Origin of the sequence: Chryseobacterium sp. HR92, assembly GCF_045689405.1 — a bacterium.
Lineage (GTDB): Bacteria > Bacteroidota > Bacteroidia > Flavobacteriales > Weeksellaceae > Chryseobacterium > Chryseobacterium viscerum_A.
Genome location: NZ_CP139139.1, coordinates 4728394 through 4742415, shown reverse-complemented (window position 1 = coordinate 4742415; position 14022 = coordinate 4728394). Strand labels below are relative to the sequence as shown.

16 protein-coding genes are annotated in these 14022 nt (G+C 36.1%); 4 read left to right on the top strand and 12 right to left on the bottom strand.

Going from position 1 to position 14022, the window contains the following annotated elements; all coding sequences use genetic code 11:
- Positions 1 to 30: 30 nt before the first annotated feature.
- The gene (locus SFA27_RS21490; protein ID WP_227941083.1) at positions 31 to 507 is read right to left on the bottom strand and encodes a DapH/DapD/GlmU-related protein; all 477 of its coding nucleotides are present in this window, start codon (positions 505 to 507) and stop codon (positions 31 to 33) included.
- A 146-nt stretch (positions 508 to 653) separates the two neighbouring features.
- Between SFA27_RS21490 and SFA27_RS21485 the strand changes: the two genes are divergently transcribed.
- Genes SFA27_RS21485 through SFA27_RS21475 form a run of 3 tightly spaced genes read left to right on the top strand, consistent with a single transcriptional unit; the run spans position 654 to position 2644 of the window.
- Positions 654 to 1625, top strand: a complete 972-nt coding sequence (locus tag SFA27_RS21485) for a 3-oxoacyl-ACP synthase III family protein (RefSeq protein WP_407294776.1) — start codon at positions 654 to 656, stop codon at positions 1623 to 1625.
- A gap of 27 nt (positions 1626 to 1652) precedes the next feature.
- On the top strand, positions 1653 to 1886 hold the full coding sequence (locus tag SFA27_RS21480; protein WP_047380387.1) for a phosphopantetheine-binding protein: 234 nt from the start codon (positions 1653 to 1655) through the stop codon (positions 1884 to 1886).
- On the top strand, positions 1886 to 2644 hold the full coding sequence (locus SFA27_RS21475; RefSeq protein WP_047376491.1) for an SDR family oxidoreductase: 759 nt from the start codon (positions 1886 to 1888) through the stop codon (positions 2642 to 2644). Before SFA27_RS21480 ends, SFA27_RS21475 begins: the two co-directional genes overlap by 1 nt.
- A gap of 1 nt (position 2645) precedes the next feature.
- Here the strand turns inward: SFA27_RS21475 and SFA27_RS21470 are convergent, their stop codons facing one another.
- Genes SFA27_RS21470 through SFA27_RS21460 form a run of 3 tightly spaced genes read right to left on the bottom strand, consistent with a single transcriptional unit; the run spans position 2646 to position 5181 of the window.
- A complete protein-coding gene (locus tag SFA27_RS21470) occupies positions 2646 to 3800 on the bottom strand; it encodes a glycosyltransferase (protein WP_407294773.1) in 1155 nt (384 codons plus the stop codon).
- Positions 3800 to 4639 carry a glycosyltransferase family 2 protein gene (locus SFA27_RS21465; protein ID WP_407294771.1) on the bottom strand — a complete coding sequence of 280 codons (840 nt, stop codon included), beginning with the start codon at positions 4637 to 4639 and terminating at the stop codon, positions 3800 to 3802. Before SFA27_RS21465 ends, SFA27_RS21470 begins: the two co-directional genes overlap by 1 nt.
- Positions 4639 to 5181: an acyltransferase gene (locus SFA27_RS21460; RefSeq protein WP_264518805.1), complete on the bottom strand. Its 543-nt coding sequence runs from the start codon at positions 5179 to 5181 to the stop codon at positions 4639 to 4641. Before SFA27_RS21460 ends, SFA27_RS21465 begins: the two co-directional genes overlap by 1 nt.
- Positions 5182 to 5348: 167 nt before the next feature.
- On the opposite strand from SFA27_RS21460, the gene SFA27_RS21455 reads away from it, so the two are divergent.
- Positions 5349 to 6383, top strand: a complete 1035-nt coding sequence (locus tag SFA27_RS21455; RefSeq protein WP_407294769.1) for an acyltransferase family protein — start codon at positions 5349 to 5351, stop codon at positions 6381 to 6383.
- 46 nt (positions 6384 to 6429) lie between these two features.
- Here the strand turns inward: SFA27_RS21455 and SFA27_RS21450 are convergent, their stop codons facing one another.
- The 8 genes from SFA27_RS21450 to SFA27_RS21415 form a co-directional block, all read right to left on the bottom strand.
- Entirely contained in the window at positions 6430 to 7368 is a 939-nt protein-coding gene (locus SFA27_RS21450; protein WP_407294767.1) for a glycosyltransferase family 2 protein, read from the bottom strand.
- A gap of 10 nt (positions 7369 to 7378) precedes the next feature.
- Positions 7379 to 8377 (bottom strand): acyltransferase family protein, encoded by a 999-nt coding sequence (locus SFA27_RS21445; RefSeq protein ID WP_407294765.1) that lies wholly within the window; start codon positions 8375 to 8377, stop codon positions 7379 to 7381.
- Positions 8378 to 8390: 13 nt separating this feature from the next.
- Positions 8391 to 9218 (bottom strand): glycosyltransferase, encoded by an 828-nt coding sequence (locus SFA27_RS21440; protein WP_081995458.1) that lies wholly within the window; start codon positions 9216 to 9218, stop codon positions 8391 to 8393.
- A 127-nt stretch (positions 9219 to 9345) separates the two neighbouring features.
- Positions 9346 to 10212 carry a glycosyltransferase family 2 protein gene (locus tag SFA27_RS21435; RefSeq protein WP_081995466.1) on the bottom strand — a complete coding sequence of 289 codons (867 nt, stop codon included), beginning with the start codon at positions 10210 to 10212 and terminating at the stop codon, positions 9346 to 9348.
- Positions 10213 to 10366: 154 nt separating this feature from the next.
- Complete coding sequence (locus SFA27_RS21430; RefSeq protein WP_407294762.1) at positions 10367 to 11035, bottom strand: NAD-dependent epimerase/dehydratase family protein; 669 nt, start codon at positions 11033 to 11035, stop codon at positions 10367 to 10369.
- A gap of 57 nt (positions 11036 to 11092) precedes the next feature.
- A complete protein-coding gene (locus SFA27_RS21425; RefSeq protein ID WP_407294760.1) occupies positions 11093 to 11938 on the bottom strand; it encodes a glycosyltransferase family 2 protein in 846 nt (281 codons plus the stop codon).
- Complete coding sequence (locus SFA27_RS21420) at positions 11931 to 13055, bottom strand: glycoside hydrolase family 99-like domain-containing protein (protein ID WP_407294758.1); 1125 nt, start codon at positions 13053 to 13055, stop codon at positions 11931 to 11933. Before SFA27_RS21420 ends, SFA27_RS21425 begins: the two co-directional genes overlap by 8 nt.
- Positions 13056 to 13073: 18 nt before the next feature.
- Positions 13074 to 13994 (bottom strand): glycosyltransferase, encoded by a 921-nt coding sequence (locus tag SFA27_RS21415; protein ID WP_407294756.1) that lies wholly within the window; start codon positions 13992 to 13994, stop codon positions 13074 to 13076.
- Between the last annotated feature and the right edge of the window lie 28 nt (positions 13995 to 14022).

The window sequence follows — 14022 nt, the reverse complement described above, 5'->3', positions numbered from 1 at the left end:
TGTTTATTTTATGATTTTACAAGATTAAATTTATTTAATTTTTCTTGCTTTTTTATACTTGTGGGGAAGATTTTCTTTGATATAGGCATCCAGCTTTTTTCTGTCTTTCTCCAGTTCACGGGGATATTCCGGATTGTTTTTAAGGACAATATCACCATAATCTTCAATAGTGCACAAGAATTGAGCCGGGTTTCCAATAAAGACTGTATTGTCAGGCATAGATTGTGACAATACAGAGTTGGCTCCCAGAATACAGTTGTTTCCAATCTGTACATCCTGCATGATTACAGCATTGAGGCCAATTGTACAATTGTTTCCAATCTTTATTCTTCCAAGAATTCTGGCATCTTCATACCCGGGAAGTTTTCTCAGCAGGGTAGTGGTTCCGCCGTGATTTACAAACCTTACGTCTCCGGCAATATTCACATTGTCACCAATTTCGATAAGGTAAGGTTCTGTTCCAAAATACACTTTATCAGGCATATTGAAGTTTTTTCCTACCTTCATACCCCTATATTTAGCCACTTCAAGACTGCCTCTATTCAAAAAAGAATGATAGAGAGCATCTATTTTTAATAGGATTCTGAATATAAAAATCATCACAAGTGTAAATTTGTTTTCGTTACTTTTGCAAAGAAAGAGAATTTATTAATATGATAAAAATTTCAAAAATAGAATATTATCTGCCTCAGCAGGTGTTAACTAACGAAGATCTTGAAAAACTCTTCCCCGAATGGAGTTCCGAACGCATCAAAGAGAAAGTAGGTATTTCTCAACGTCATATTTCTTCAGACAACGAAACGGTGCTGGATATGGCTGTACAATCTTCAGAAAAAATTTTCAAAACCTATGACCGGGATAAAGTAGATTTTATTTTGTTCTGTACCCAAAGTCCGGAATATTTTTTGCCTACAACGGCCTGTATTTTGCAGGACAGACTTGGGCTTAGAAAAAATATCGGAGCTATAGATTTCAATCTTGGCTGTTCAGGATTTGTGTATGGACTGGCTTTTGCGAAAGGATTGATTGCTGCAGGAATTGCAAAGAGCATTCTTTTGGTTACTTCAGAAACGTACACCAAACATATTCATGCTGATGATAAAGGGAACCGAAGTATATTCGGAGATGCTTCAGCTTCAGCAATTGTTGAAAAAGCAGAAAACAATGATTACCAGTTCTGTCTGGGGACAGACGGAAGCGGTGCAGAAAACCTAATCGTGAAGAAAGGTGCTTTCAAAAAAGACTTTGAACTGAACCCCGAACATGAATTCAGCCCTGAAAATATTTATATGAATGGTCCTGAGATTTTTAATTTTACGATTGAAAATATCCCCGGATTGGTAAAAGAAACCCTTGAAGTAAACGGAATGACTATGGATGATATTGATCATTTTGTTTTTCACCAGGCCAATTCTTTTATGCTGAATTATTTAAGAAAGAAAACAAAAATACCGGCAGAAAAGTTCTATATTGATATGGAAAACACCGGAAACACTGTTTCTGCAACCATTCCTATTGCCCTTAAAAATATGATGGATAAAGGAATGCTGAAGGAAGGAGATAAAGTTTTAATGGCAGGCTTCGGAGTAGGATATTCATGGGGAGCTACCATTATGGAGATTTAAGATAATAAACATTTAAAATTATAGAATATGAAAACATCCGTTTTTTTAGAAAAATTACAGGAAGAATTAGAGGAAGATGAAACATTGACCACTGAAACGAATTTAAAATCTTTAGAAAGCTACGACTCTATCAGCTTGCTTTCTGTTATTGCGTTTGTAGATGAAAATTTCAGCAAGAAAATTGATACCAAACACTTTAAAGATATCGAAACCGTTTCAGATCTGATGAATGTTATAGGAAAAGAAAATTTTGAAGATTAATGGATGCTTTCTCATTAAAAAATAAAATTATTCTCATTACAGGCGCTTCTTCCGGGATCGGGAGAAGCTGCTCTGTAGAATGCAGCAAAAGCGGTGCGGATCTGATTCTTGTGGGAAGAAACCAGGAAGAACTGATGAAAACCGTTTCTCTGCTGAATCCTGAAACAAAAGTTGAGATTATTGCCGAAGATATTACCCAATCTGACAACCTTGAAGGAATTATTGCAGACAAAGTTTCAGTGTTAGGCAAGATTTCAGGATTTATACACTGTGCCGGTATCGAAAAAACATTACCGTTAAAAAAACATAATCCTCAGCTGTACCAGGATATATTTGCAGTGAATGTGATTGCCGGACTTGAAATTGCCAAAATCCTGTCTTTGAAAAAATATAAAGACGAGACATCCAGTTTTGTATTTATTTCTTCCGTTGCGGGAATGGTGGGAGAGGCTGGAAAAGCGGCTTATTCTGCCAGCAAAGGAGCAGTCATTTCAGGTGCCCGTTCATTGGCAATGGAACTTTCCAGAAGTAATATCCGTGTCAATAGCGTAAGCCCCGCGATGGTGAATACCCCGATTCTGGAAAAAATGTTTGAAGATATTGGTGAAGAAGCTTCCTCAGAAATCATAAAAAAGCATCCGCTGGGAATAGGTGATCCTAAAGATGTAGCGAATGCTTGTATTTTTCTATTGTCTGATGCTTCAAGATGGGTCACAGGAACCAATCTTGTCATTGACGGAGGATACTCCGCACAGTAACTTATTTTTTGTACAGCGTCTCTATAATATTTTCTACACTGTCAAATATTTCCTTATTGTCGAACTGACTTTCAATATTTTTAAGATTTTCTCTGATATGAAGAACAAGGCTGGGATCGGTAAAGAATGTCTTCATTGCTGAATACATTTCATCAATCTCATAACTGATGAGGTATCCCGTTTCCCGGTCTTTGATCATCAGACCTACGTCACCTACATTGGTGGCAATAATAGGTTTCTGAAGAATTAATGCTTCAGCAATCACCAATGGCCATGCTTCAGATTCTGAGGGAAGGATGAAATAATCGGCCTTTTTGATGTATGGATAAGGATTCATCTGATTTCCAGCTAAAATAAACGTATTTTCAACATTATTTTTTGCGACCTGAGCCTTAAGGTTCTTCATTTCGTCACCATCACCAATGACAATGATGCTGTGCTGAAATCCTTCGTTGATAAGCCTTGTATGTGCTTCAATAAGCTTATGGTATCCTTTTCTTGAATGAAGTCTTCCTATAGACGCAAAAACAGGTCCTTCAGGAAAATTGTCGAGCTTTTCTTCTGCCTTTCGCTTGATTTCTTCAATAGGAATAGGATTGATAATAACGCTCTCAGAGGGATAATTGAGATCCGGATAATACTGATGCATCATATCCTTTATTTTGTGAGAACAATACACCATATGATCAAACTGAGGAAAACTCTTTAAAATATCCGGAACCAAAGGCTGAAATTTAGGGACATTGATTTCAGAGTGAAACCATCCGATTTTTTTTGAATTTTTATGGGTAGAGCTAAGAATAGCATCATAATCCCTATAATCCATCCCGATTTCTATATCAAAAGTATCATTGATAAGCCGGTCTGCAATGGCTGGGTTGTTTTTCAGCTTACGAAGCTTTATCCTTCTCTTGACAAGCTGAAGTTTTTGAAGCAGAGCATTGTCAGAAAAGTCTTCTTTTCCATCGGTAAGATATATTTTTCTGATATGTTTCGGAAGTTCATCACGCAGCTTGCCCTGATTTAGGGTAAGACATACCGTCATTTCAAATTTGTCAGGATTCAGGTTGTTGAGAAGTCCCAACAATACTTTTTCTACGCCACCCATTTCCATGGAGCGGTGTCTGAACAAAATTTTTATTTTTTTTTCTAGCATTATCCGAAGATTGATTGTAAAGTAATTTTTATTTTTTTCTTGATACGGAAAGGAATCTTGTGCTGATATTGTAACAGACTGAATATTTCATCCGCACCCGTATAATGATCAGGAACTTTTTGGCCGTTGATGGTTGCAAGCCCTCTGCGTTTCATTGTATTGAAAATCACCTGTGCAAAATACTCGTGGGATTTCTTTTTATTGTCATTCTGGGAGATTCCACCTTGATGAGTTCTGTAAAGATAATTGGTATCATTAATGAACTGAACTTTTCCTTTTTCATACATTTTAAGGTAGAGATCCTGATCTTCCCCGATTTTCAAATCCGGATTCATTTTTTCTGTCTGCTCATAGACTGCCTTTCTGAAGGTTACAAAATGAGCAATCTGAATCGGGAAATTAAAAAAATAAGGATCACCATTCGGTACCTGCATGGCAGATCTGAACGGAGAAATAGGTTTCAGGTTCTGGTCACACGTCATAAACCTGGAATAGGTAAGGACCGTGTTTTTTTTAGTCTGAAAGATCTCCATACACTTTTGAATAGCTGTTGGGTTTATAGCATCATCAGGATCCAAAAATCCACAGATTTCCCCTTCTGCCAGTTCAATAAGTTTACTTTTCGTTACGCCTACACCGGAATTTTTTTCATTTTCAAAAAACCTGAACCTTTTATCATTTGAAATCATTTCCCGGATCATTGTCTTTTCGCTTTCAGCGGAGGCATCATCCAGAATAACCGCTTCCCAGTTTGTATACGTCTGCTGAAGGATACTTTCAAAACAGTCTTTGAAAAAATGCGCATTGTTATAATGGGCAATAAGGATAGAAAACTTCATTAATGGTCCTTAAATATTAATTCCTGATGATTGATGACGGTTGTATTGGAAGGAACATCTTTGTAAATGGTACATCCTGCTCCAATAATACAGTTATCTCCGATAGTAACTCCTTTTAAAACGGTAACATTACTTCCGAGCCAGCAATTGCTTCCGATTCTGATGGGAGCTGTGGTAAACTCGGCGTGAGACAGTTTAAAATCCGGATGAGTCTGATAGGCATGATTGTGGTCATACAGCTTTACATTTTCTCCGAATAATGTATTATCACCTATTGAAATACTGTCCAGACAGTTGATGGAACAGAAGTTATTCATGAAAAAGTTGTTTCCGATTTCTAAAGTGGCATTCTGCTGCACAAGAACGTGTACATAATTTCTGAAACTGACCGCGTGGCCAATCGTCACTTTCTTTACATTTTCATGCAGAATAAAATGATCACTGATCCCAAGTTTTATCCCCTTGAAAGAAACATGAGGGTGTTTTTTGAGAAGCGAAATCTGGCTTTTCCGTTGAAGTTTTGCTAAAATTTCATAAAGCATACCTGAATTTATTTTCACATTTGTAGCCTACAAATATAATTTGTTTTACATAATTATAATAATAAATCTTATTTTTGTGCCTTAAAATTAATACTTTATATTAAATAAATACAGCTCTCAGCGTAGAGTCTGCCGTGTTTTGATAAAGTAAAGCATTTTGCGATTCCGTGAAGATAAGTCAGATTACATTTACCAGGTTTGTTGCCGCTATGGCAATCGTGATTTCCCATTTCAATAAAGATCTGTTTTTATATAAGATAGATTATATTTCCAATCTTTTTCTGAGAGCGAATGTAGGGGTAAGCTATTTCTTTATTCTCTCAGGGTTTATCATGATCATTGCTTACCATAAGAAGGATAAGATTGATTATCTGGAGTTTTATAAAAACAGGTTTGCCAGAATTTATCCGCTTTATATGCTTGGGCTTCTGCTGTATTTCATGACGAGATACGAAATGTTTGACTGGTATAAGCTGGTTTTATACGGATTGGGCATTCAGAGCTGGATACCGGGAGAAGCCATGATTCTGAACTTTCCGGGATGGTCTATCTCTGTAGAGTTTTTCTTTTACCTGCTTTTTCCGTTTTTATATAATTATTTTTACGCAAAGAAAAATAAAATGATCTGGGTATTTGCCATTGGACTCTGGTTGATTACTCAGGTGTTTTCTAATCTGTATCCTGTATATGGAGCGTATGAAGGGCCACACACGAAAAGCCATGAGTTTCTTTATTATTTCCCTTTCTGGCATCTTAATGAATTTCTGATCGGAAATCTGGCAGGAATATTTTTTGTAAGAAATTACAAGCAAAAAAACTATGACCGTCAGGCGATCGCAGTCTTTTTACTGATCCTTGTATCTCTGATGTTTGTTCCGCTTTTTTACCACAACGGATTGATGGCTTTACTTTTTGTCCCTGCAATTCTTTTGATTTCGGCTAATAACGGAAAAGTAAGTAAGCTCTTTTCATTGAAACCTCTGGAATATCTTGGAGAAATAAGTTATGGGATATACATCACTCATATCCCTGTTCTTTACCTGGTACGAGAGTTTTTAAAATGGCAGGAATACACGTTCAGTATTGATATTGTATTTGTGATTTACATTATTGTTATGCTGCTCAGCTCAGCAGTTTTTTATCAATTTATTGAAAAGCCAATGCGTGATCTTTTAAGGAAGATACATTTTACCAAACAATAAAATTAAAGTATTACTTCAAAACTAAATATTTAGTTTAATTCTGCAATCAGAACAAATCGTTTCTGAAATTAATATTATACAGTCCCGAACGTATACTTTTATAGTCTGTAAACAAATACTTTGTAATCATTCCCCATTTTTTGAGCAGAGGAGCATTGGCGATCTGGAAACTTCTGTATACTCTTTTGATATGAAGCTTAACATCATCGGGGATGGTATTTTCAGTCTCTGCCCAATGATTGACTTCTTTCCACAAAACAACTCTTGTTGAAGCCGGCTTAACTTCTCTGGAATCTATTTTAGTAATTCTGTTATTCTCATGAACTCCTCTTACGGCTACTGCCTTATCAAGAATTCCCGGATATAAATTCAGATAGTAGGAGAGTCTGAATAAAAATTCAGTATCCTGATGAAGCTTTAAATGTGTTTTAAAGAAATATTCCATGTTTTTCAGAGAACTTTTTCGGATCGTCAATGCATCAATGCTGAAAAGTCCGAAAGTTCCTATCATGTTAAGCTGTCCCGGAAATACGTCTTTTGGAGGATGTTTCTTGTAAACCGTAGTCAGGCGGTCTCCGAAGACCTTATAATATTGTTCTTTTGCTTTCTCCGAATAATAATGAACCCCGATGGCACCATAAACTCCTTCTACATCTTTATTGACAAACAGTTCTTTTTCTGCATCAAAACGGTTGGGAAGGTAGTAATCATCTGCATCCAGGAAAGCAATAAAATCTCCTTCCGCTTTTTCCAGCCCTAAATTTCTGCTGGCACCTGCTCCATGATTGCCTTTATCAGGATGCTGAAAAAGCTTTACCCTATCATGTTTTTCAGCAAGTTCCTTACAGACCTGCAATGCATTATCCGGAGACTTGTCCTCTACCAATACTACTTCATACACTTCTTCAAACTGAAGAGCTGAATCTACGGCCTGCGAAACATATTTTTCGGCATTGTAAACGGGAATAATTACTGAAATTTTCATTTGTATCGGATTATGCTTTTAATTTAATTTTTAAATAATTGGTTACTCTTTTCTCAACAAAATAATACAGAAGTGATGCCACTATAATGACCATAGCAATCTTAAACAGGAAAAAGGGAAAGCTGAGATAGCCTTCAACTTTAAATCTTTTTAAAGCAATTTCTACAAAAGGATGTGACAGGTAAAGCGAATAGGAAATATCTCCCAGAAAAATTAAGGCCTTGTTTCCTTTAAACTGAAATACATAATCAAAGGTTAAGAAAGAAAACACAAACAGAGAGATGATAGCCAGCTTTATCAAATCATTATCTGTAGGGATAATGCTAAGCAGTACCAATATAAATAATATGATTCCTGCTACAGAAAGCAATCCCGCCCAGATCTTTGGAATTGTAAATCTGTTCAGTAAAAGTGAAAAAAGAATTCCCACAACAAAATAGAGGTTAAGAGAATGACTTACCATCCTTAAATACGGATTTTCAAAATGGATAAAATATCCCAGGATTGATGTTAGGATGAAAAAACCTGCAATGAAGTAATACCTTTTTTCTTTAAAAAATAATGAGAGACCGAATATGAGATAAAAGAACATCTCAAAATTTAAGGACCAGCCTAAGAAAAGGACCGGAAATTCTTTCTTGGTGGGAAGGAATAATAATGAATGGATAAGCTCATAAAGCCCTGCACCATGAAAATAGAGGAGAAAACTCCCTCCGGGTATCATCGCAGTGAAAGTCAGAAGATAATACAGCGGAACAATTCTGATTACTCTTCTTTTGTAAAATAAAGTAATCTGCTGAAAAGAATCTTTACTGAAATTTATTTTTTGAGTGGTGAAAGCCATGATAAACCCACTGATAATAAAAAATACGGGAACTCCGATACTCCCTTTTTTAAAGAGAATATCGCCAAGATTCAGCCCAGGCAGATTTATTGTTTCACGGAAATGAAAGCAGCATACCAATAAGGCTGAAATCCCTCTTAATATCTGGAGGTTGTTAAGCTTCATGACTGGAAGAATCTTATTTCTTAAATATCTTTTTCAAAATAAGACCCATTACAAACGGTACTCTGGCAATATTATGCTGAAGTGTCTTGAACCCGTCTATTGTAAATTTGGTGTCTTCTGTCATTCCGTATTCAGAAAAATCTACTTCAGGAACGGCTTTATGTTTAAAGGTAACGTTCATTAAGTTGTACTGATGGATCACCTGGATGTACATCTCCTTACTGTCTTCCACAGAAAAATTCGGGTAATGACGATAGCTGTTGTGCGCTCTTTCCTTCAGCATTGTTTTGAAGTTGTCTACACTTTCCGCTAAGCTTACAAACGGGTTTACTACAGCGTTATACACATTCACTACCGCTTTACGGTCCGGAAGCATGGTAAGCTGGTATCCTCTTCTTAAATCTATGACCAGGTCATGAACCGGTTTGAAATGCTCCTGAACGGTTTTTATATAGTCCTGATGAAGCATGTCATCATTATCCAGTTCGCTGGTGATCACAAATTTTGTGTCAGGGGTAAAATATTGAGGGATTATTTCCACAGCTTTCGTTTTCATAACATCAAAATCTTCCACAAATACCGCTTTGAAAGTTGGGTATTCTGTTTCAATTTCTTTGATGATTTTTCTAAACTTATCAGATGTATTGGTATCGAAAAAAGTAAGCCAGACGTAGTTTTGGTTGGTCTGATTTTTATAAGAAGGAAGCACGTAAGTTCTGAATAGCTTGAACCGGTCATCCAGCCATTCTTCAGTAAGCGGTTTATATCCTGAACGTGTTTCGTTCCAGCCTTTTGTAGGAACATTGAATCTTGTCATGATTACGTGTACAAATTGACTCATCTAAATAAATTTATTTTTAAGTTATATAATTTACAGGGTTTCTGCTGTATATCTGTCTGGCAGCACCCAACTCATTTGTGTAGTTTTTATGGAAATATAGTTGTCTGAAGTACATTGAACTTCAAGTTTAGCCATCTACTTTTTTTCTAAAAAGCTTGTAATAAAACCTTTTGAAAGAAAGATATTTTGCAACTACGGCCAGGGGAATCATTTTCTGAAATTCGCGTCTTTGCTGTATAAGTTGGGTAGTACGAACGTCTATGATATGGTAGGCCAGTTTGTCATGTACCTCTTCCCCGTATAGTTTTTTTAAGGTTGGTAAAATTTTAAGACGCTGCTTCATGATTTTGATCGGATCAGCAGACATATTATCGTTGACGTCTTTCCGGTAATGGGCAAGAGCTTCATTAATCAAAAGGGCATCAGGATGATCTTTGGTGATATAAATCCACATTACCCAGTCTTCACAGCTGGTAAGGGTAGTGTCAAAAAGAAAACCTTCCAGAAGTTTTTTATGGATTAAAGCGCAGTGTATCGGGATGGAAAATTTAAGATCCCAATCGTATACAATTCCTTCAAAGGTTACGAAATTTTGCTCAACATTTTTATAGCCCGGAAGATGGGTTTGATTTCTGTAGATGGTATACTGGCTTACAATCAACGGATATTCTTTGTCTCCGGAAAGGCTTTTTGAAAACTTTTCACGGTGTATCAGATCATCGGAATCCAAAAACTGTATATAATCTCCGGTAACGATTTCCAGTGCTGCATTTCTTGCAGAAGACAGACCACCATTTTCTTTATAAAGATATTTAAAACGGCTGTCTTTTTTTACCCATTTATCAGCTACTTCATCTGTATTATCGGGTGATCCGTCATTGACAATGATACATTCCCAGTTTTCATAGGTCTGATCCAGTATAGACTGCAGACATTCATCTAAAAACTGAGCCTGTTTGTAGCAGGGGACAATTACGGATATTTTGGGATTCATTTTCATTTTTTATTCAATAGGTTTTAATGTGTTTTTTATTCTTCAGTGGCTTATTTTCTCGACCTTAAATCTCTGAAGTTTCCTGGTCGAAGGTACAAAATTATTTTTTCCGGTACAGAATGGTATCTTTTGGGGAGTTGCCATGTTTTGTCCTTTATAGATATGATGAATAGAGCTTCTTCAGGTATTCATCAGGAGACAGACCCGCAAAAAAATCTTCTGTAAGACTGTTGAATTCTATATTATAAAAGGAACCTTCGTTCACTGTTTCATAATCTGCATTTTTGGCAAGATGATTCTCCAGCTGAGATAAGATTTCCGGTAATGAATACTGATAAGGATAAGCCAGATTTACAATCTCGTTGTTGAGGTTTTGCATATACTTTCCAACAAATGATGCAATATCATCTGTACCAATCAGGATTCTTCTTGCATTGCTGTGAATTGTGAGCTTATTTTCAGATAATATTGAGTTTTTAAGAAAGTTGATCAGTGTATTGGGGTTTCCTCCACGGCCTACAGCATTTCCTACTCTGAAAATAATAAAGCTTGAACAATGCTCAGCAATTATTTTTTCGATCGTCATTTTATGAAGGACATATGGGCTGTCGGTTTTGGTGGGATCATAAATACTGCATGTTGAAAAATAGATCAGCTTTTTATCGGGATGCTGGCTGATAACTGATTTCAGCAGGGATATTTCTCTTTCAAATTCCGCAGGATTCTTTTCCAGCGAATTGGAAACTCCTGATGCAAAAAAAATAACATCCTCCTTATCATAAAGTCTTACGGCGTTTGCCAGAATTCCACTACCAATTATCATATGCTTCTTTTCTCATTAAGATGTTAGTTTTTAAATCTTTTAAGGGCTTCAATAGATTTAAAGTTTTTTAAAGATTTTAAAAAGTCCAAGTGTATTTCCCAGTTTTGCCCATCTTGAATTTTTTACATGATTCAATTGGTTGAGTGCCTGCTCATATTTCTTTTTCGGGACATAACTCTGAAGAAAAAGGTCCTCCACACTGATGTTTCTCCTTTCTGCCATTTTGATCAGGGCAACCCAGTGCCAGAACAATGCTTTTTCTGCATTTTTCGTAGTAGAGATCCCACTGTCATGGATTCTGTATAAATATAAATCTTCATCAATATATTTTACAGGAGCAACCTCGCACATTTTCATGTACCAGTCTTTATCTTCAGCAATTTTTAAGAAAGGATCAATACCGGATGTTTTCTCGTAAATCTTTTTCTTAAAGGTGACAAAATGTGAAATCTCAGCATTGAAATTATAATAAGCCTGATCCAGCGCTGTGATTTGTTTTGCTTTGTGTACAGACAGAGGAGTAAGATTCTCATCACAACGTACAAAATTGGAGTAAACCAAACCTGCTTCCGGATATTCAGTATGTGTTTTTAAAACAATTTCCAAAGCATGAGGAGCCAAAGCATCATCAGGATCTAAAAAACCGCATATTTCTGACTGTGCAAGTTCTATTAATCTCCTTTTTGTATATCCGATTCCTCTGTTTTGGTCATTCTGATGTATTTTAAACCGGGAATCATCACCAATGATTTTTTTTATAACTTCAAGAGAGTCATCAGTAGAGCCGTCATCCAGAATTACTGCTTCCCAATCCGTTTCAGTCTGCGCAACTAAGCTTTGACAGCATTTTTCAAAAAAATGGCCATTGTTATAATTGGCAATAAGTATACTGAATTTACTCATTTCGACTGTGTTTATTCAAGATTTTCTTTAATGCATTCAGATACCCGAAACCATTTTTTCTATCCGGTTCCAGAATATTTCCTTCTGCCCATTCATTCCAGGATTTAACAATTAAAAACTGTTCCGGGTAGTCTTTTTTCTCTTCAAGATATTTAGCCGCTTTTTCAACCTGCTGTTCAAATATTTCCGGAGAATTGTTAGCCAATATGATGCCTCTGTAGCCGCTTCTTGGAGTATTGTCCCAATTAGGCAGGATACATGGATAGGTAGGAACGTTGCTTTCTTCAAACTTTAAGTCATTCACTACCGCCTGGGCATCCTGAATTCTGACTTTGGGCTGTTCTTTTTTCTTAATTCCGATTAATCCCTTGATTCTGTTTTTATAATATTGAGAATGGGAGATATATTCTTTTTTGTCAATATGAGGGAGCCATGCTTTCTGAAAAGCATTGGAAATCTTACTGTCGTACCCCATAGATTTAAAGTCAAAATCATCACGAAGCTTATTGGATGCCATGACGTATAAGCCATCAAATCCGTTTTCTTTTGCAAGCTCTCTGAATTTAGAAATATAGTGAGGATCTCCATCATTCAAATGGTTGGGATCATAGATAATGAGAAGAGGTTTGTTATCCACTTTTATATACCTGTCATCCTTGAAGAAAGGAAGAAGATATTCAAAATGAGCAATTAAATCCTGCTCATTAGGGTAAACCTGCTGCGCCAGAATTTTTTCTGATAATCCGTGCCATATGCCAGACCATGTTTCATTGGCCCAGCAGAAGCAAAATGGAAAATCCGGTTTCCCTGATTTCAGAACATCATTGGCAACACGTTCCAACAACTGTTTGCCATTACCAAACCAGTAATGATAATAGATAAATCCGTGTACTCCATAGTCTTTAGCCATCTGAGCCTGCTGTTCTCTTACTTCAGGAACACGCAGATCATAATATCCCAGTTCCCCGGGATGTATAGGTTGTTCGTGTCCTTCAAACAAAGGTTGGGCTTTTCCTACATTCGTCCATTCTGTAAATCCTTTTCCCCACCATTCGTCATTTTCGGGGACAGGGTGGTATTGAGGGAGGTAGAATGCAAGGGGTTTTATTTTTTTCATAATTGATTAAGAATAATGTTACCAACTTTTATAATAAACTTTTTGAAGATAATGTAGTGTGTTGAAAGTAAACTTTCCTACATTTCTTAAAATCAATTTCTCGGTTAGTGTTTTATTATCAAGTTCTCTAAGGTATTTTTTATGACCTTCAGTCAGTCTGTTTTCTTTATAGGCCTCATGAATAAGTTTTAGGATTCTCTTTTTCATTTCAGGCTGTTCTTTGTGTTTCAGGTAGATATCAAAAAATGAGACATCTAAAAAGTTTTTCTTTTTATGAGAATTTGTAGCATGCATTCTATAGCTGCATGATTTGGTATCATCATAGATGAAGTCATATTTCTGACTCAGTCTCAGCCACATATCCCAATCTTCAAAAGTTAAGGTTTCATCCCATCCTCCAATCTCCTTTATGATAGACGATTTTGTGACACATGACATTGCAGGAAGAAAATTGTCTTCAAGTAATCTTTTGTAAAAATTTCCTGATTCAATACTCAGATATCTGTGGAAATAAGGGATAAAAGTATTTTGGAAGCGTACTGAATTATCATCTATTATGTAAGCATTTGAAAATACCAATGCTTCATTAGGAGACGAATTTTCAAGAATAGCCACATGTCTTTCTATTTTATCTGGCTCCATAAGATCATCAAGAGCTATGGTAATAATATATTTCCCTTTTGATATATTCAATAGTTCATTTAATGATTTACAGATTCCTTTATTCTGAGAATGAGGAATAAACTGGATATCTAACTGGGGATTATTTTTAATCCAGTTATTGATGACTTCTACAGAATTGTCTTTAGAACAGTCGTCACAAATCAGAATCTCAATATTACTGTATTTCTGAGATCTGAAACTTTCTAAAGATTCTGTTACAAACCGTTCCTGGTTGTAGCTAAGGCATAAAATTGAAACCAGAGGCAATTCTGTCATGATATTTTACTTTATTGATTTCAAGCTT